The sequence below is a fragment of the Streptomyces sp. NPDC052910 genome (assembly GCF_055585605.1).
The window spans coordinates 382434-400055 of the sequence record NZ_JBVJJR010000003.1 but is presented as its reverse complement, the minus strand read 5'-3'; the positions used below and the strand labels follow the sequence as shown (position 1 = coordinate 400055).

Sequence of the window (17622 nt, the reverse complement as noted above, 5' to 3'; positions counted from 1 at the left end):
ACCTTCGCCGTTTCCTGGGGGCAAGCCCCCAGGCCCCCGAAGCACGCTTCGCGCGCTGTCCTCAAACGCCGGACGGGCTGTCCATCAGCCCGTCCGGCGTTTGAGGACGAGCGGCGGAGCCGCGACAAGGGGGTCTGGGGCGCAGCCCCAGGAATCGGCGAAGGGGAGGGACCGGGGCATCCTCACCCCACCCCGTACAACGCCGCACTCCTCCGCGCCGCCTCCGCGAACCGCCCCCGCAACTCCGCAGGCGAAAGCACCTCCGCCTCCGGCCCCAGCGCCGGCAACTGCTCCTGGGCGACGTCGAGCGACTCGACGGCCAGCGTCACCGTGACCCATCCCGCCGCGTCCGGTGGCCCCGCCCCCTCGACCGCCTCCCGCCCGGCCCGCCGGTCCGTGACGTACGGGAGCCGGCGCACCCCCTCCGGGGTCAGCCGCAGGACGACGGTCTCGCGCAGCAGCGACCGCGCGAACAGCGCGGCCCGCTCCTCCCAGAAGGCGGGCAGGTCGAAGGAGTCGTCCCGGTCGAACCGGTCGGCGCCCGCCGCGACGGCGGTGAAGCGGTCCACCCGGTAGACGCGGTGGGAGGGGTGGGGTGCGGCGACGCGTGCGACCAGGTACCAGACGCCCCCCTTGAGTACGAGTGCGTACGGCTCCAGCTCCCGTTCCGCCTCCGTGCCGTCCCGCCGCCCGTAGCGGGCGGTCAGCAGGCGGTCGTCCCAGACGGCCTCCGCGATGGCGGGGAGCAGGGGCGGGGGGTCGGCCGGCTGCCACCAGCCGGGCGCGTCCAGGTGGAAGCGCTGGGCGGCGATCGTCGGGGCGTCGCCGAGTTCGGGGACGAGCGCCGCGGAGACCTTGAGGCGGGCGGCGGACGCGGCGTCGGCGAGGCCCATCTCTTGGAGTGCGGACGGCACGCCGGAGAGGAAGAGGGCCTCGGCCTCGGTGCGTCCGAGGCCGGTGAGGCGGGTGCGGTAACCGCCGACCAGCCGGTAGCCGCCGGTCCTGCCACGATCGGCGTAGACGGGGATGCCCGCCTCGCACAGGGCGAGGACGTCGCGCGCGACCGTGCGCTCGGAGACCTCCAGCCGCCGCGCCAGCTCGGGGCCCGTCATGGACGCACGGGACTGCAGCAGCAGGACGAGTTTGATGAGGCGGGCGGCTCGCATCCGCCCATGATGCCGTCGCGGAAGACCGCGGAAGACCGCGGAAGACCGCGGAAGACCGCGGAAGACCGCGGAAGACCGCGGAAGACCGCGGAGGACCGGGGAAGGCAGCCGGAAGGCAGCGGACAGCGAGGTGCGGCACCGGCAGGCTGCCGAAGACGGGGATCAAGACGGGGATCAGGGGACGACGACAGGTACCCGTACGCCCAGCCAGGGCATGGTCGACGGACGAGGACCTGTCGTCACCCCTGAGCCGCTCCGCGACACAGGACAGGGCGCGCGGCGCGGCTCCGGCGGAGACGATACGCCTTGATCGATGATCGATCAACCGGTGGCGGCGGGCACCGTGGGCGACCCGCGCCACACGCCCGTCCTCAGATCTGCGGCGCGCAGCCCAGCACATGGGTCCGCAGCAGCTCCCCGATGTGCGGGTCGCGCCGGCGGAACGCGGCCACGAGCTCCGCGTGGTCGTCCGCGTGCGGCCGGGGCCGGGGGCTCAGCCAGCGGATCGACAGGGTGGTCCACACCTCGATGCCCAGCGACTCCCAGGTGTGCAGCAGCACGGAGTTGCCGGAGGCCAGCACGATCTCCCGGTGGAAGGCCACCGTGTGCCGTACCTGGGCCTCGCGGTCGCCCCGGCGGTCCGCCTCGTACAGCGGCGCCACCTCCCGGTCGAGCGCCGACGTGTCCTCGGCCAGCGCCTCGGCCGCCAGCTCGGCGGCGACCTGCTCCAGGCCCGCGCGGACCGGATAGCTCTCCTTGAGGTCGGCGGCGGTGAGCTCACGGACCCGGACGCCCTTGTTCGGGGACGACTCGATCAGCCGCAGCGACTCCAGCTCGCGCAGCGCCTCGCGCACCGGCGTCTGGCTGACCAGCAGTTCCGAGGCGATCCGCCGTTCCACGATGCGCTCGCCCGGCTGCCACCGGCCGCTGACGATCCCCTCCAGGATGTGCTCGCGGATCTGCTCGCGCAGAGAGTGCACGACGGGGACGGCGGGGACGGCGGGTGGTGACATGGGCGCTCCTCGGCGGCCGGACGATCGCCCGGCCATTATCCCGGCGGGGGAAACGGCGCGGCCCCGGCCCGTACCGGAGTACGGGGCCGGGGCCGCGCCCTGGGCGGGAGCCGGGATCAGAGACCGATCTCGGTCTCGAACTCGGCGGCCTCCAGGATGGCCTTGACCGTCGTCAGGTAACGGGCCGCGTCGGCACCGTCCACCAGGCGGTGGTCGTAGGAGAGCGTCACGTACGTCATGTCGCGGACGCCGATGGTGGTGCCCTCTTCGGACTCGATGACGACCGGGCGCTTCACCGTGGCACCGATGCCCAGGATCGCGACCTGGTTCGGGGGCACGATGACCGTGTCGAACAGCGCACCGCGCGAGCCGGTGTTGCTGATCGTGAAGGTCGCGCCGGACATCTCGTCCGGGCTGATCTTGCCCGTGCGGACCTTGCCCGCCAGCTCCGCCGTCTTCTTGGCGATGCCCGCGATGTTGAGGTCACCCGCACCCTTGATGACCGGGGTCATCAGGCCCTTCTCCGAGTCGACGGCGATGCCGACGTTCTCGGAGTCGAAGTAGGTGATGGTGCCCTCGTCCTCGTTGATCCGGGCGTTGACGACCGGGTGGGCCTTCAGCGCCTGGACGGCGGCCTTGACGAAGAACGGCATCGGGGAGAGCTTGACGCCCTCGCGGGCGGCGAAGCCGTCCTTGGCCTTGGCGCGCATCCGCATGATCTTGGTGATGTCCACCTCGATCACGGAGCTGAGCTGCGCCTGGCCGTGCAGCGCCTTCATCATGTTGTCGGCGATGACCTTGCGCATGCGCGGCATCTTGACCGTCTGACCGCGCAGCGGGGACGCCTCCACGGCCGGGGCCTTGGGAGCGGCGGCGGGAGCGGCCGGGGCCGGCGTGGCCTTGGCGGCCTCGGCGGCGGCCAGGACGTCCTGCTTGCGGATACGGCCGCCGACGCCGGTGCCCTGGACGCCCGCGAGGTTCACGCCGCTCTCGGCGGCGAGCTTGCGGACGAGCGGGGTGACGTAGGCGCCGTCGGTGTTGGCGGCGGCAGCCGGGGCGGCCGGAGCCTGGGCGGCGGGAGCCGCGGGCGCGGCCGGAGCCTGAGCCGCGGGCTGGGCCGGGGCGGCCGGGGCCTGCGGGGCCGGAGCGGCGGGGGCGGCCGGAGCCGCGGGGGCAGCCGGAGCCGCGGGGGCGGCCGGGGCCGGAGCGGCGGCCGGGGCGGCCGGCGCGGGGGCGGCGGCCTGCGCCGGAGCGGCACCCGGGGCACCGATCACGGCGAGCTTGGCGCCGACCTCGGCGACCTCGTCCTCGCCGACGACGATCTCCAGCAGGACGCCGGAGGCCGGGGCCGGGATCTCGGTGTCGACCTTGTCGGTCGAGACCTCGAGCAGCGGCTCGTCCTCGGAGACCTCCTCGCCGACCTCCTTCAGCCAGCGGGTGACGGTGCCCTCGGTGACCGACTCGCCCAGGGCGGGCAGCACGACGTCGGTACCGGTGGCGCCGCTCGCCGGAGCGGAAGCGGCGGGGGCCTCGGCCGGGGCGGCCGGAGCCGGGGCGGCCTCGGAAGGCGCGGCCTCGGCGGCGGGCGCCGGGGCGGGCTCGGCGGGGGCCTCGGCAGCGGCCGGAGCCGCGGCCTCCGCCGGGGCGCCGGAGCCGTCGTCGATGACGGCCAGCTCGGAGCCGACCTCGACCGTCTCGTCCTCGGCCACCTTGATGGAGGCGAGGACGCCGGACGCGGGGGCCGGGATCTCGGTGTCGACCTTGTCGGTGGAGACCTCGAGCAGCGGCTCGTCGACCTCCACGCGGTCACCCTCGGCCTTGAGCCAGCGGGTGACGGTGCCCTCGGACACGCTCTCGCCGAGCGCCGGCAGGGTTACGGAAACCGCCATGGTGCGGTTGCTCCTTACGAGTAGTGCGGATGGTGATGCGCTCGGGACTCAGTCGTGCGAGTGCAGCGGCTTGCCGGCCAGGGCCAGGTGAGCCTCGCCGAGGGCCTCGTTCTGCGTCGGGTGCGCGTGGATGAGCTGCGCGACCTCGGCGGGCAGGGCCTCCCAGTTGTAGATCAACTGGGCTTCGCCGACCTGCTCGCCCATGCGGTCGCCGACCATGTGGACGCCGACCACGGCACCGTCCTTGACCTGGACGAGCTTGATCTCGCCCGCGGTCTTGAGGATCTTGCTCTTGCCGTTGCCCGCGAGGTTGTACTTCAGGGCGACGACCTTGTCGGCGCCGTACAGCTCCTTGGCCTTCGCCTCGGTGATACCGACGGAGGCGACCTCCGGGTGGCAGTACGTGACGCGCGGCACGCCGTCGTAGTCGACCGGCACGGGGTTGAGACCGGCCAGCCGCTCCGCCACCAGGATGCCCTCCGCGAAGCCGACGTGCGCGAGCTGGAGGGTCGGGACCAGGTCGCCGACGGCCGAGATGGTGGGCACGTTGGTGCGCATGTACTCGTCGACGAGGACGTAGCCGCGGTCCATCGCGACCCCGGCCTCCTCGTAGCCCAGGCCCTGGGAGACCGGGCCGCGGCCGACGGCGACGAGCAGCAGCTCGGCCTCGAAGGTCTTGCCGTTCTCCAGCGAGACCTTGACACCGTCGGCGGTGTACTCCACGCCGGAGAAGCGGGAGCCCAGGGAGAAGTTGATGCCGCGCTTGCGGAAGGCGCGCTCCAGCAGCTTGGAGCTGTTCTCGTCCTCGACCGGGACGAGGTGGGGAAGCGCCTCGACGATGGTGACGTCGGTGCCGAAGGACTTCCACGCGGAGGCGAACTCGACGCCGATGACGCCGCCGCCCAGCACGATCGCGGACTTCGGGACGCGGTCCAGGACCAGCGCGTGGTCCGAGGAGATGACGCGGTTGCCGTCGATGGTCAGGCCCGGCAGCGACTTCGGCACGGAGCCGGTCGCCAGCAGGACGTGGCGGCCCTCGACGCGCTGCCCGTTCACGTCGACGGAGGTGGGGGAGGACAGGCGGCCCTCACCGGTGATGTAGGTGACCTTGCGCGAGGCGACCAGGCCCTGCAGACCCTTGTACAGGCCCGAGATCACGTCGTCCTTGTACTTGTGGACGCCCGCGATGTCGATGCCCTCGAAGGACGCCTTGACGCCGAACTGCTCGCTCTCGCGGGCGGAGTCGGCGACCTCGCCGGCGTGCAGCAGAGCCTTGGTGGGGATGCAGCCGCGGTGCAGGCAGGTGCCGCCCAGCTTGTCCTTCTCGATCAGGGCGACGTCGAGACCAAGCTGCGCTCCACGCAGGGCAGCGGCGTAACCGCCGCTACCGCCTCCGAGGATCACTAGGTCGAAAACGGTGCTGGCGTCGTTCGCCACGTCACGTCCTCCATGCATGGGTACGCCGTTGCCGGTCGTCGATGACCGGGCGGCGGCTGTCGTTCGGCCGCTTTGCTTCGGCCCTGTGATTACTGGGGGCCCTGTCCTGCCGAGACAACATCTTCGCACTTGTTGACGGACGGCGGGACGCCGGGCCGGGCTGAGGGGCGACTGATGCGTCACCTTCGATGGGTTACTCGCGCGTAGAGATGTCCGCCGGCGCGGTGCCCCGGGGGCGTTCGTCCAGAGCGAACGCCGCGCGGCCCCGGACGCATTCCCGGGGCCGCGCGGCGCTTCCGCGAGGGGGGCCGACGCGGCCCGGACGTCAGCCCAGGTCGCCGTCGGCGGTGTGCTCGGCCAGCCGGACGAGCGTACGGACGGCGGAGCCGGTGCCGCCCTTGGGGGTGTACCCGTAGGGGGCGCTCTCGTGGAAGGCCGGGCCCGCGATGTCCAGGTGCGCCCAGGTGATGCCCTCGCCCACGAACTCCTGGAGGAACAGGCCGGCGATCAGGCCGCCGCCGTTGCGTACGCCCATGTTGGCGATGTCCGCGACCGGGGAGTCCATCGTCTTCCGCAGCTCGGCGGGCATCGGCATGGGCCACGCCTGCTCGCCGACCGCCTCGGCGATCTCGTGGATCGCGGTGCGGAACGCGTCGTCGTTGGCCATGACACCGAAGGTGCGGTCACCCAGGGCGAGGACCATGGCACCCGTCAGGGTGGCGACGTCCACGATCGCGTCCGGGTTCTCCTCCGAGGCCCGGGTCAGGGCGTCGGCGAGCACCAGCCGGCCCTCGGCGTCGGTGTTGAGGACCTCGACGGTCTTGCCGCTGTACATGGTCAGCACGTCGCCCGGACGGGTGGCCGTGCCGGACGGCATGTTCTCCGCGAGGGCCAGCCAGCCGGTGACGTTGACGCGCAGGCCCAGCTTGGCGGCGGCCAGCACGGCCGAGAACACGGCGGCGGCGCCGCTCATGTCGCACTTCATGGTCTCGTTGTGGCCGGCCGGCTTGAGCGAGATGCCGCCCGAGTCGTAGGTGATGCCCTTGCCGACCAGGGCGAGGGTCTTCTCCGCCTTGGGGTGGGTGTAGCCGAGGCGCACCAGCCGCGGCGGGTTCGCCGAGCCCTGGCCGACGCCCATCAGACCGCCGTAACCGCCCTTGAGCAGCGCCTTCTCGTCCAGCACCTCGATCTTGAGGCCGTGCTCCTTGGCGGCCTCCTGGGCGAGGGCGGCGAACGCGGCCGGGTGCAGGGCGTTCGACGGGGTGTTGATCAGGTCGCGGGCGCGATTGACCTCGGCGGCCACCACGGCGGCCCGCTCGACGGCGGCCTTGAACGCCTTGTCGCGCGGCTTGCCGCCGAGGATCACGACGTCCGCCGGCGGCTCGCCCTTCTTCGAGGCGCCCTTGCCGCCGCCGTTGCTGCGGAAGGCGGTGAAGGTGTACGCGCCCAGCAGGGCGCCCTCGCCGATCGCGGCGACGTCGTCCGCGTCCGTCACGGGCAGCGCGAAGGCGGCCTTCTTCGTACCGGCGAGGGCACGGGCGGCGGCGCCCGCGGCGCGGCGCAGCGCCTCACCCTCGTAGCCGTCACCCTTCGCGGGGACGCCGCCGAGACCGGCGGCGACCACGACGGAGGCCTTGACGCCGGCCGGGGCGGGCAGCTTGGTGACCTCGCCCTCCTCGCCGGAGGCGCCGAGGGTCTCCAGGACGGCGGCCAGCTTTCCGTCGAAAGCCTGGTCCACGGCTTCGGCGCCGGGCGCGAGGACGGGTCCCTTCGGGCCCTTGGCGACACCGACGACGAGGGCGTCCGCGCGCAGCGTCGCCGCGCCGGAGGTGCTGAGAGTGAGAGCAGTCACGGTGGTGGGTGTCCCTACTTCCGTTGAGGTTCCACGGCTTGAGAGCACAGCGAGGCCTGTGCCGGCCGCCACCGCGCATCGTATGCGCCGCGCGTGCGCCGCCGGGGTCCGGGCCTTCGGGCTGGCGCGAGCCTATCCCCGCGCGGTCGTTCAGCCCAGGGCCGTGACGATCACCGCGGTGGTCGCCGCGGTCTCCGCGAGGGCGCCGAAGACGTCCCCGGTGACTCCGCCGAAGCGGCGCAGGCAGTGCCGGAGGAGCAGTTCGGCCGCCACGGCGGCCAGCGGGACGGCCATCCCGGCGCGCAGGGCGGCGCCCGGGCCGAGGAACGCGCCGGCACCGGCCGCCGCGCAGCAGGCGACGGCGGTCACCGCCAGGGCGGCGGGGACGGGCACCGCCCCGGCGACCGCCGCGCCCAGCCCGCCGGGGCGGGCCGCCGGGACGCCGCGGCGGGCGGCGAGGGTGAGGGCGCAGCGCGCGGCGACGGCCGCCACCAGGGCGGCGAGCGCGCCGCGCGCCCCGCCGGCGGCGTACTGGCCGTGCAGCGCGGCGGCCTGGCCGAGCAGCACGAACACCAGGGTGACGACGCCGAACGGACCGATGTCCGACTGCTTCATGATCCGCAGCGCGTCCTCGGCGGGCTTGCCGCTGCCCAGCCCGTCGGCGACGTCGGCGAGCCCGTCCAGGTGCAGCCCCCGGGTGAGCACGGCGGGCACGGCGGCGGCGGCCACCGCGGCGACCGCGGGCCCCGCGCCGAGCAGCAGCAGGAGCCAGCCCGCCGCACCGGCGCACGCGCCGACGACGAGCCCGGCGAGCGGGGCGACGAGCATGCCCCCGCGCGCCGCCGCACGGTCCCAGCGGGTGAGGCGGACCGGCAGTACGGTCAACGTACCGAAGGCGAACCGGAGGGCGTCACCGCTGGTCGCGCGGGGGGAACCGGGGGAGTCCGGGGAGGGGGTGTCGGTCATCGCGGGCAGGGTATCCCGGGCCTCGGCAGTGGCCCCCGGGCGGTCGGGGGGCGACCGCGGAGGGGCCGGCCGGAGGGCGGACTCCCGGTCGCCGGAAGCCGTTCGCGCGAGCGGGGGCGGATGCCCGCCGGTCGGTAAGCTGCACGTCAGGGCGAGTTCGGAAGTGCGGGAGTCCGATGGAACACTGGCTTGACCGCAACGTCGTCGAGCCGGGCAAGCTGCCGCTGCTGGCGGCCCTGACCGCGTTCGTGCTGACGTTCCTCGTCACCCGGGTCATCACCCGGCTCATCCGCGCGGGCAAGGGCCCCTTCCGCAACATCCGGCCCGGCGGCCTGCACGTCCACCACGTCGTGCCGGGCGTGGTGCTGATGGTGATCGGCGGCTTCGGCGCGGTGGCGGCGGGCCGGCACGGGCTGGGCGCGCTGGTCGCGGCGGTCCTCTTCGGCGCGGGCGCCGGGCTGGTGCTGGACGAGTTCGCGCTGATCCTGCACCTCGACGACGTCTACTGGACCGAACAGGGCCGCAAGAGCGTCGAGATCGTGGTGCTGACGGCGGCCCTGGTCGGTCTGGTCCTCTTCGGGTTCTCCCCCTTCGGGGTGAACGAGCTGACGCCCGAGGAGCTGCGCGGCCGCAGCATCCTGGTCTCGAACATCCTGATCAACTTTCTGATCGCGCTGTTCGCACTGGCGAAGGGCAAGCCGCGGATAGCGCTCATCGGCGCGGTGGTGCCGCTGGTGGCGCTGGTCGGCGCGGTGCGGCTGGCCCGGCCCGGGTCGCCGTGGGCCCGCCGTTTCTACCGCCACCGCCCGCGCGCCCGCCGCCGGGCCCGGGTGCGGGCCTACCGGCACGACGCCCGCTGGAACGCGGTCCGCAACCGGCTTCACGACCTGGTGGCCGGCGCCCCCGACCGCTGACCCCCGCCGCCCGGGCTCCCGGGGCCGCCCCGGAAGCGGTCGTCCCGCGGCTTGCGGCGGCGCCCGCGCACCTCCTCCGCCGCGCTCAGCGTCAGCATCGCCACGACGGCCGCGATGTGCTCCTTGCCCGCCAGATTCGGCTTGACGGCCACCTCGGCCGCCATCGCCAGCGCCACCACCGCGCAGGTGGCCCAGGCCCGGTACCGCCACGCCACGTACACCGCCAGCCCCACCACGGCCGCCGACGGGCCGGTGTCGACCACCTTGGCCGCCTCCGGGGGCAGCCCCAGCCAGCCGGGGCCCAGGGCGATGGCCAGCCGCGCGTACATCGTCCCGGCCAGGGTGGCGACGTAGGCGATGCCGAGCGTCCGCCACCGGCCCAGGCAGATCTCGGCGATCCCGAAGACGATCAGCACCTGGACCAGCGCCCCCCAGACCGGCAGGTCCAGGGCCGGGACGAACAGCGACAGCGGCGTGCGCAGCAGCGCCAGCCACCACGGCAGCTCGGCCCGGACCGACCCCGCCGCCTGGACGGGGCCGAAACCCCAGGGCCGGTTCTGCACCCACTGGAGGGCCATGGTGAGGGCGACCGCCGAGAGGGTCATCGGGATCGCGCGGAGCCGGTCGCGGGCGAGGGCGTCCGTCACGGTCGCGGCGAGCGGTCCCCATTCCGTGCGTGCGGCGCGGCGCAGCGCCGCACGGTTCATCGCCGGCTCTCCAGATGCTTGCGGTTCAGCCACTTGGGCAGCCCGGGCGCCTCCAGGAAACCCTCCGCGCGGGCGCTGGCGATGCCGATGCGCAGCAGGTCACTGCTCTTTTCGAACAGCATGAAACGAGGCTCCCAGATCGGCCGGTACTTCGCATTCGCGCGGTACAGCGACTCGATCTGCCACCAGCGCGAGAAGAAGCTGAGCAGCGACCGCCAGGCCCGCAGCACCGGCCCGGCGCCGAGCCGGGAACCGCGTTCGAAGACCGAGCGGAACATCGCGAAGTTCAGCGAGACCTGGACGATGCCGAGGTCCCGCGCCCGCTGCAGGAGTTCGATGACCATGAACTCCATCAGGCCGTTCTCCGACTCCCGGTCACGGCGCATCAGGTCGAGCGACAGGCCCTTGGGCCCCCACGGCACGAAGCTCAGCAGCGCCCGCAACTCGCCCTTGCCGTCATGGCATTCCAGCATCACGCAGCGGCCGTCGTCCGGGTCGCCCAGCCGGCCCAGCGCCATCGAGAAGCCGCGCTCGGTCGCCCCGTCGCGCCAGTCGTCCGCGCGCCGCAGCAGCTCGGCCATCTCCTCCTCGGGGATGTCCTCGTGCCGCCGGATGCGGACCGTGTACCCGGCCCGCTTCACCCGGTTGAACGCCTGCCGGACGGTGCGCATGGCCCGGCCCTCCAGGGTGAACTCCGCGGTGTCGACGATGGCCTCGTCACCGAGTTCCAGGGCGTCCATGCCGTGCCGGGCGTAGACGGTGCCGCCCTCCTCGCTCGCGCCCATCACGGCCGGGATCCAGCCGTGCGCCCGGGCCTCGGCCAGCCAGGGTTCGATCGCCCCCGGCCACGCCTCGGGGTCGCCGAGCGGGTCGCCCGAGGCCAGCGAGACCCCGCCGACCACCCGGTAGGTCACCGCGGCCTTCCCGGACGGCGACCACACGACGCTCTTCTCGCGGCGCAGCGCGAAGTAGCCCAGCGAGTCCCGGTCCCCGTACTTGTCGAGCAGTGCCCGCAGCCGCGCCTCGTCCTCGGGCGTCAACGGGTCGGTGGCCCGGCGGGAGCGGAACGCCGCCCACACCACCAGCACCAGCAGCACCGTGCTCATCACGTTGATGGTGACGTTGACCCAGTCCGGGGTGTCGATCGCCGGGAACGGGCTGTCGTCGCTCACCAGGAAGACCAGCCGCCGTACGCCGTAGCGCCAGCGGTCCCAGAACGTCGACCGGTACGCGTCACCGGCCTGGTTGGTGACGGTCACCAGGAAGGCGGCGATCAGCGAGCAGACCAGCAGCCCCCCGGCCGCCACCGCCGCGGCGAGCCGGGGGTTGGAGCGGTCGCCGATCGCGTAGAACTCCCGGCGGCCCACCACCAGGGCGGCCACGAACAGCGCCGTGATCACCACCGAGAACCAGTTCTGGCCGTGCGCCCGGAACTCCGGGAACCACATCAGCAGACCCAGCAGCAACAGGAGTACCCCGGCCAGTGCCAGGTTGAGGATCCAGGCCGCCCGTTTGCGGCGCCGCAGGGTCACCGCCATGAACAGCGACACCACGGCCGAGGTGAAGCTGGCCTCCAGCAGATACGGCGTGAAGTAGTCGTCGACGCTGTGCCGCCGGATGCTCGCCCCGAAGGACACCCAGACCGCGCTGAGCAGGTTGACGAAGGCGGCGACACGCAGGTACCACACGGCGAAGGCTGCGGCGCGCCGAGGCCAGGGGCCGCGGCGCACCTCGTCATCCGGAGTCAAGCGGACTTCTCCTGAGAAAGGCGGCGGAAGGGGACGCGGGTACGGCGTGGCCCCCACGTTTCCGCTGCCGGTGACCGCTGTCGAGACCTTCCGGCCCGTGTCGGCCTCCGGAACGTCAGGAACGCTCGGGGAGCTCCGCCGCCAGGGACGCCGCGGCCCGCACCAGCGGCAGAGCGAGCAGCGCCCCTGTTCCCTCGCCCAGTGTGACGCCATGATCGAGCAGAGGGTTGAGCGCGATCCGGTCGAGCGCCTTCGCCTGGGCCGGATCGCCGCTGCTCTGCCCCGCCAGCCACCAGTCCGGCGCCCGGAAGGCGACACGCTGCGCGACGAGGGCGCACGCCGCCGACACCACGCCGTCCAGGATCACCGGCGTCCGGCGGACCGCGCTCTGCAACAGGAACCCGGTCATCGCCGTCAGATCCGCGCCGCCCGTCGTCGCCAGCAACCGCAACTGGTCGCCCAGGACGGGCCGGGCCCGGCGCAGCGCGTCCCGGATCGCCGCGCACTTGCGCATCCACGCCAGATCGTCGATGCCCGCGCCGCCGCGCCCGGTCACCACCGACGCGTCCGTCCCGCACAGCGCGCCGATCAGCGCGCCCGCGGCGGTCGTGCCGCCCACGCTCAGGTCGCCGAGCACCACGAGATCCGTGCCGGAGTCGGCCTCCTCGTCGGCGACCGCCATCCCCGCCCGGAACGCGGCCTCCGCCTCCTCCGCGGTCAGCGCGTCCTCGATGTCGATCCGGCCCGAACCGCGGCGCACCCGGTGCCGCGTGACGTCCGCCGGCAGCAGCTCCGGGTCGCAGTCCAGCGCCATGTCGACGACCCGCAGCCCGACGTCGAACCGGCGGGCGAGCACGGCCGGGGCGCTCGCCCCGTCCAGCGCGGCGCGGACGAGCGGGTACGCGCCCTCGGCCGGACCGGCGGACACGCCGAGCGAGGCGACGCCGTGATCACCCGCGAAGAGAATCGCCTTCGGCCGCTCCACCGGCTTCACCGGCACCCCGCCCTGCGCGGCGGCGAGCCACTCGCCGAGCTCGTCCAGGCGGCCGAAGGCGCCCGGGCGGGGGGCCAGCCGTTCGCGCCGCTCCTCCGCTTCGCGGCGGGTGTCGGGGTCGGGGCGCTCGATCAGCGTGGCGAACTCGTCAAGATTCAGACCGCTCATCCGCGACACATTACCGCTGCGCGGGGGCGGGGTCGGGGGGTGCGGTGCCCCGGTCCCGCCCTTTCGCCGTTTCCTGGGGCTGCGCCCCAGACCCCCTTGTCGCGGCTTCGCCGCTCGTCCTCAAACGCCGGACGGGCTGTATCAGCCCGTCCGGCGTTTGAGGACAACCGCGCGGAGCGCGGTTTCGGGGTCCGGGGGCTGGGCCCCGGGAAACGGCGAAAGGGCGGGACCGGGGCAACACCCCCTCCCTACCGCAACCGCACCGCCTGCCCCGCCACCACCATCAGCACATGCTCACACTCCGCCGCCCACGCCGCGTTCAACCTCCCCAGCTCATCCCGGAACCGCCGCCCGGAAGCGGTCGCGGGCACCACCCCGGACCCGACCTCGTTGCTGACGGCGACGACCGTCCGCCGCGTCTCCCGGACGGCCCGGACGAGCGAGGCGACCCGCTGCGCGAGCGCCGAGGACCCCCCGTCCGCCCACGCCGCGTCGTCCCACGCCGACACGGCGTCCATCGCATGGGTAAGCCACAGCGAGAGGCAGTCGATCAGCAGCGGCGGTCCGTCGGCGGTGAGCAGGGGGACGAGGTCGCAGGTCTCGGCGGTGCGCCAGGAGGAGGGGCGGCGTTCGCGGTGCAGGGCGACGCGTGCCGCCCAGTCGGAGTCGCCGTCGCGGGTGCCGCCGGTCGCGACGTAGAGGACCTCGGGGAACGATTCCAGCCGCCGCTCCGCCTCCACGGACTTGCCCGAGCGCGCCCCGCCGAGGACGAGCGTCCGCCGGGGCACGTCCGGGACGGCGTGGTAGTCGCCGACCGTCAGCGTGCTGCCGTCCGGGACGGCCCGCGCGCCGGCCGCGGCGAGCCGGCGGTGCAGTTCGGGCCCCGGCGGCACCTCGTGGCCGAGGTGGACGGCGATCACGTCCGTGGTCGCCGTGACGGCACCCGTCTCGCGCAGCCGGGCCAGCGCGTCCGGGCGGTCCACCACGTCGAGCAGGACGATGTCGTAGGGGCCGGCCGCGGTGGAGAGCCCGGCCGGGGCGCCGCCGGGCGGCAGGTAGAGCAGCCGGTCGCCGTCGGGACCCGTCACCTCGTAACCGGTGCCCGGCGCGTCCAGGGCCACCGCCCGCACCCGGTGCCCGCTGATCAGCGACAGGTCCCGGCCGTCCGGTACCCGCACCGGCGCCGGCAGGCCGGGCGGCAGCTCGACGGCCGGGCCGTCGTGCGGGTGGGAGAGCAGCACCTGCCGCACCCCGGCGACGGACCGGCCCGCCCGCGCGGCCGCGAACGCGGGCCCGGGCGTGAGATCCAGCAGCAGTTCACCGTCGACGAGCAGCGCGGTCGCCGCCCGGGCGTCCTCGCCCACGGCGGTGGCGCAGGCGGCGCAGGGGCAGCCGGGGCGCGGCAGCCCCTCGGGGGCCCCGGTGCCGAGCAGAGTCAGTTCCACGCCACGATCGTCTCGCGTCCGCGCACGGCGGGCGCGTCGGGATCACCCTTTCCCGCCCCGGGACCGCGCCCCCGACCGGGGGTTAGGCTGCGCTACGGCAGCGAACCACGAGCCTTTGGAGGCTGGCATGGCGTGGGTGTGGCGGTTCGAGAAGGCGGACGGGACGGAGACGGCCCCGGCCGTCGAGCCGGAGGAGTTCACGACACAGGGGGACGCGGAGTCCTGGCTCGGCGAGGAGTGGCGGGCGCTGCTGGAGGGCGGCGTGGAGCAGGTGCGCCTCTTCGAGGACGGCCAGGAGATCTACGAGTCCCCCATGAGCCTCAGGGCCGCGGCGGAGAGCTGACCGGACGTTCCGGGGCCCCGCTTCCGCCGTTTCCCGGGCGCCCCTCCGGGGGCGGGACCGGGGCCACGGGCCCTACCCGCCCCTGACCCCGCACAGGTGCAGCAGCGCCGCCACCGACCGGTACGGGTCCGTGCGGCCGGCCCGGTCCTCCGCCGCGAGCAGGCGGTCGAGGTCGGACCGGCGGGGGCGCGCCGGAGGGTCGCAGAAGACCCGGACGCCGTACCAGGCACGCAGCGGAGCCCCGATGCCGGCCAGGGTCGCGGTCAGGGTCTCGCGCCGGTCGGCGCGGACGGGGACGCCGGCCCGGTCGGTGGCGTAGGGGGAGTCGAAGGCGGCCAGCGCCCGGTCCCAGTCGCCGGCCAGCCCGGGCCGCAGCGCCAGCGCGTCCGCGTTGCGGACCAGCAGGGAGAGCAGACCGCCGGGGGCCAGTACCCGGGCGAGGCCGGCCAGCAGGGGGTCGGGCTCCGGCACGTACATCAGCACACCGTGGCAGAGGACCAGGTCGAAGGCGCCCGGCGTGAAGTGCGCCCCCGTGTCCCGGCCGTCACCCTCGATGAGCCGGACCCGCTCCCGGACGTCCGCGGACTCGGCGGCGAGCACCTTGCGGACGGCGGACACCGTCGCCGGGTCGGACTCCAGCGCCGTCACCTCGTGTCCCGCGCGGGCCAGGCGCAGCGACTGGGTGCCGTGGGCCAGGCCGACGTCCAGGACGCGCAGGCGCTGCCCGGCGGCGAAGCGGGCCGCCGTCTGCTCGTCTATCTGCCGGGCGACCAGCTCGTGCCGGACGGTGTTCCGCAGGCCTTCGCACAGGTCCTCGTCGACGGCCGCCACGTCCCCGGCGTATCCGGCGTATCCGACGGTCCCCGCCGGCCGGCCGGCCGGAGCGGCGAAGCCGGTGACGGGAGCGGGCGGCACGGCCGGGTGGTACTCGGGGGCGTGCCCCGTGGCCGGCCCGGGGGCCGCCACCGCGGGGAGGGCCATCGCGTGGACGCCGTACCCGCCCTCGGAGGGCGTGGCCGTACCGGCGTACGTCGCCGGCCCCGCGTCGGAGAACGACCCGGCCGTCACCCGGAACACCGCCCCGGGACCGGGCCCGGGAAAGGAACCGGGAACCGCGCCGGGTTCAGGGCCGGGCCCCGCCGCCGGTACCGCTCCGGGCCCGTCCGACAACGCGCCGGCCGGGCCCCACGAGGAGCCGCTCAGGGCTTCTCCCCACGCGCGACCTTCGGCTTCGGCAGCCGCAGCCGCCGCATCTGCAGCGAGCGCATCAGCGCGTACGGCACGGCGCCCCGGGTGGGCTCGCCGGCGAAGCGCTTCTTCAGCTCCGCGCGCAGGCCGATCGCGATGACCAGGGAGTTGACCACGATCACGAGGATGACGACCACCCACGCCAGCAGCACGTACTGCTGGAAGGACCCGCGGTTGAACATGCTCAGGACGAGGATCGCCACCGCCAGCGGCAGGAAGAACTCCATGACGGTGAACCGGGAGTCCACGAAGTCCCGCGCGAAGCGGCGCACGGGCCCCTTGTCGCGGACCGGCAGGAACCGCTCGTCGCCGTTGGCCAGCGCCTCGCGCTGCTTGGCCATGTCGGCCCGGCGGGCCTCACGCTGCCGCTTGGCGGCCTCCTTGCGGTTGGCCGGCGTGCCGGCGAGGCTGCGGCGCTGGGACGCCGCCTCGCTGCGCTTGGGCGTCGGGCGGCCCTTGGGGGCCTCGGGATGACGGGGCTGCTGGGGCTGGTCCGCGGTCACCTTGGCGTCGGCGGCCTGGGCGGACTGCTCTTCCTTCGAACGGCTTCGGAACACGGGACCCAAGGGTACGGGGTCCCGGGGGTGGACCCCAGCGTTCTGGGGAATGATCCCGGGATGGTCTCCCGGGGACGCCCCCGGTTTTCCCCGGACGGTTCCCCGGAGGCCGCCCGGTGGCCGCCCGGTGGCCGCCCGGTGGCCGCCCGGTGGCCGCCCGGTGGCCGCCCGGTGGCCGCCCGGTGGCCGCCCGGTGGGCCGTCTCCTCCTCCCGCCGGAGGAGGACGTCCCTCTGATCGTCCTGCAGGAGGAGCGCATCCGGGCCCGGACAGTGCGGTAATGGGGACAGGCCCCGTACTGTGGGTTCTGTAGGTGTGATGGAGCCGAAGCCCGAGCTAAGTCGGTCAGAAGGGGGCGCGCGAGGCCCATGAGCGGTGTCATGAAGCGTATGGGGATGATTTTCCGCGCGAAGGCCAACAAGGCCCTGGACCGGGCCGAGGATCCGCGCGAGACCCTCGACTACTCGTACCAGAAGCAGGTCGAACTGCTCCAGAAGGTGCGCCGGGGCGTGGCCGACGTGGCCACCTCCCGCAAGCGCCTGGAGCTCCAGCTCACCCAGCTCCAGGGACAGTCCGCGAAGCTGGAGGAGCAGGGCCGCAAGGCGCTCGCCCTCGGCCGCGAGGACCTGGCGCGTGAGGCGCTCACCCGGAGGTCCGCCCTCCAGCAGCAGGTCAGCGACCTGGAGACGCAGCACCGGACGCTCCAGGGCGAGGAGGAGAAGCTCACCCTGGCCTCCCAGCGGCTCCAGGCCAAGGTCGACGCCTTCCGCACCAAGAAGGAGACCATCAAGGCCACCTACACCGCGGCCCAGGCCCAGACCCGCATCGGCGAGGCCTTCTCCGGCATCTCGGAGGAGATGGGCGACGTCGGCATGGCCATCCAGCGCGCCGAGGACAAGACGGCCCAGTTGCAGGCCCGGGCCGGCGCCATCGACGAGCTCCTCGCCTCCGGCGCCCTCGACGACCCCACCGGCATGGCCAAGGACGACATCACGGCCGAGCTGGACCGCCTGTCCAGCGGTTCTGACGTGGAGCTGGAACTCCAGCGGATGAAGGCCGAGCTCTCCGGCGGCGGCGCCGCCAAGCCGGCCATCGAGGGCGGCGCCGCGTCGCAGACCGCCCAGCCGCAGGACCGGCCCGACTTCCACAAGCGCTGACCGCGGGCCGCGGAACGAG

15 protein-coding genes are annotated in these 17622 nt (G+C 74.2%); 3 read left to right on the top strand and 12 right to left on the bottom strand.

The genetic code is table 11. The annotated features are described in order from the left end of the window. Window positions 1–182: 182 nt before the first annotated feature. From ACZ6X9_RS12760 to ACZ6X9_RS12735, 6 genes are all read right to left on the bottom strand, one after another. Window positions 183–1166, bottom strand: a complete 984-nt coding sequence (locus ACZ6X9_RS12760) for a helix-turn-helix transcriptional regulator (protein WP_469778004.1) — start codon at window positions 1164–1166, stop codon at window positions 183–185. A 371-nt stretch (window positions 1167–1537) separates the two neighbouring features. Beyond that, complete coding sequence (locus ACZ6X9_RS12755) at window positions 1538–2179, bottom strand: GntR family transcriptional regulator (protein WP_469778003.1); 642 nt, start codon at window positions 2177–2179, stop codon at window positions 1538–1540. A gap of 116 nt (window positions 2180–2295) precedes the next feature. After that, the gene (gene sucB / locus ACZ6X9_RS12750) at window positions 2296–4068 is read right to left on the bottom strand and encodes a 2-oxoglutarate dehydrogenase, E2 component, dihydrolipoamide succinyltransferase (protein WP_469778002.1); all 1773 of its coding nucleotides are present in this window, start codon (window positions 4066–4068) and stop codon (window positions 2296–2298) included. Window positions 4069–4116: 48 nt separating this feature from the next. After that, entirely contained in the window at window positions 4117–5505 is a 1389-nt protein-coding gene (gene lpdA, locus ACZ6X9_RS12745) for a dihydrolipoyl dehydrogenase (RefSeq protein ID WP_469778001.1), read from the bottom strand. A gap of 325 nt (window positions 5506–5830) precedes the next feature. Continuing rightward, window positions 5831–7357 carry a leucyl aminopeptidase gene (locus tag ACZ6X9_RS12740; RefSeq protein WP_469778000.1) on the bottom strand — a complete coding sequence of 509 codons (1527 nt, stop codon included), beginning with the start codon at window positions 7355–7357 and terminating at the stop codon, window positions 5831–5833. Between the two features lie 150 nt (window positions 7358–7507). After that, on the bottom strand, window positions 7508–8323 hold the full coding sequence (locus tag ACZ6X9_RS12735; protein WP_469777999.1) for an adenosylcobinamide-GDP ribazoletransferase: 816 nt from the start codon (window positions 8321–8323) through the stop codon (window positions 7508–7510). Between the two features lie 176 nt (window positions 8324–8499). Between ACZ6X9_RS12735 and ACZ6X9_RS12730 the strand changes: the two genes are divergently transcribed. Beyond that, a complete protein-coding gene (locus ACZ6X9_RS12730) occupies window positions 8500–9237 on the top strand; it encodes a hypothetical protein (protein ID WP_469777998.1) in 738 nt (245 codons plus the stop codon). On the opposite strand, the gene ACZ6X9_RS12725 is transcribed toward ACZ6X9_RS12730, so the two are convergent. The 4 genes from ACZ6X9_RS12725 to ACZ6X9_RS12710 form a co-directional block, all read right to left on the bottom strand. After that, window positions 9204–9944, bottom strand: coding sequence for a hypothetical protein (locus tag ACZ6X9_RS12725; protein WP_469777997.1), 741 nt, complete (start codon window positions 9942–9944; stop codon window positions 9204–9206). The two genes, ACZ6X9_RS12730 and ACZ6X9_RS12725, sit on opposite strands and share 34 nt — an antisense overlap. Next, window positions 9941–11692, bottom strand: coding sequence for a phosphatidylglycerol lysyltransferase domain-containing protein (locus tag ACZ6X9_RS12720; RefSeq protein ID WP_469777996.1), 1752 nt, complete (start codon window positions 11690–11692; stop codon window positions 9941–9943). The genes ACZ6X9_RS12725 and ACZ6X9_RS12720 overlap by 4 nt, the downstream gene beginning before the upstream one ends. A 115-nt stretch (window positions 11693–11807) precedes the next feature. Beyond that, the gene (gene cobT, locus ACZ6X9_RS12715; protein ID WP_469777995.1) at window positions 11808–12854 is read right to left on the bottom strand and encodes a nicotinate-nucleotide--dimethylbenzimidazole phosphoribosyltransferase; all 1047 of its coding nucleotides are present in this window, start codon (window positions 12852–12854) and stop codon (window positions 11808–11810) included. Between the two features lie 248 nt (window positions 12855–13102). Next, window positions 13103–14299, bottom strand: a complete 1197-nt coding sequence (locus ACZ6X9_RS12710; protein ID WP_469777994.1) for a bifunctional adenosylcobinamide kinase/adenosylcobinamide-phosphate guanylyltransferase — start codon at window positions 14297–14299, stop codon at window positions 13103–13105. Between the two features lie 127 nt (window positions 14300–14426). Between ACZ6X9_RS12710 and ACZ6X9_RS12705 the strand changes: the two genes are divergently transcribed. Next, window positions 14427–14642, top strand: a complete 216-nt coding sequence (locus ACZ6X9_RS12705) for a hypothetical protein (RefSeq protein ID WP_469777993.1) — start codon at window positions 14427–14429, stop codon at window positions 14640–14642. 72 nt (window positions 14643–14714) lie between these two features. Here the strand turns inward: ACZ6X9_RS12705 and ACZ6X9_RS12700 are convergent, their stop codons facing one another. Further along, on the bottom strand, window positions 14715–15623 hold the full coding sequence (locus ACZ6X9_RS12700) for a class I SAM-dependent methyltransferase (RefSeq protein WP_469778639.1): 909 nt from the start codon (window positions 15621–15623) through the stop codon (window positions 14715–14717). A 218-nt stretch (window positions 15624–15841) separates the two neighbouring features. After that, window positions 15842–16447, bottom strand: coding sequence for a DUF3043 domain-containing protein (locus ACZ6X9_RS12695; protein ID WP_469777992.1), 606 nt, complete (start codon window positions 16445–16447; stop codon window positions 15842–15844). Window positions 16448–16814: 367 nt separating this feature from the next. Between ACZ6X9_RS12695 and ACZ6X9_RS12690 the strand changes: the two genes are divergently transcribed. After that, window positions 16815–17603, top strand: coding sequence for a PspA/IM30 family protein (locus ACZ6X9_RS12690; protein ID WP_469777991.1), 789 nt, complete (start codon window positions 16815–16817; stop codon window positions 17601–17603). The last annotated feature ends 19 nt before the right edge of the window (window positions 17604–17622 follow it).

What these genes read in the sequence shown, in the direction of transcription:
- ACZ6X9_RS12690 (WP_469777991.1), top strand. Translation starts at nt 16,815, where the DNA reads ATGAGCGGTGTCATGAAGCGTATGGGGATGATTTTCCGCGCGAAGGCC.
- ACZ6X9_RS12730 (WP_469777998.1), top strand. Translation starts at nt 8,500, where the DNA reads ATGGAACACTGGCTTGACCGCAACGTCGTCGAGCCGGGCAAGCTGCCG.
- cobT (WP_469777995.1), bottom strand. Translation starts at nt 12,854, where the DNA reads ATGAGCGGTCTGAATCTTGACGAGTTCGCCACGCTGATCGAGCGCCCC.
- ACZ6X9_RS12705 (WP_469777993.1), top strand. Translation starts at nt 14,427, where the DNA reads ATGGCGTGGGTGTGGCGGTTCGAGAAGGCGGACGGGACGGAGACGGCC.
- ACZ6X9_RS12700 (WP_469778639.1), bottom strand. Translation starts at nt 15,623, where the DNA reads ATGGCCCTCCCCGCGGTGGCGGCCCCCGGGCCGGCCACGGGGCACGCC.
- ACZ6X9_RS12725 (WP_469777997.1), bottom strand. Translation starts at nt 9,944, where the DNA reads ATGAACCGTGCGGCGCTGCGCCGCGCCGCACGCACGGAATGGGGACCG.
- sucB (WP_469778002.1), bottom strand. Translation starts at nt 4,068, where the DNA reads ATGGCGGTTTCCGTAACCCTGCCGGCGCTCGGCGAGAGCGTGTCCGAG.
- ACZ6X9_RS12735 (WP_469777999.1), bottom strand. Translation starts at nt 8,323, where the DNA reads ATGACCGACACCCCCTCCCCGGACTCCCCCGGTTCCCCCCGCGCGACC.
- ACZ6X9_RS12760 (WP_469778004.1), bottom strand. Translation starts at nt 1,166, where the DNA reads ATGCGAGCCGCCCGCCTCATCAAACTCGTCCTGCTGCTGCAGTCCCGT.
- ACZ6X9_RS12755 (WP_469778003.1), bottom strand. Translation starts at nt 2,179, where the DNA reads ATGTCACCACCCGCCGTCCCCGCCGTCCCCGTCGTGCACTCTCTGCGC.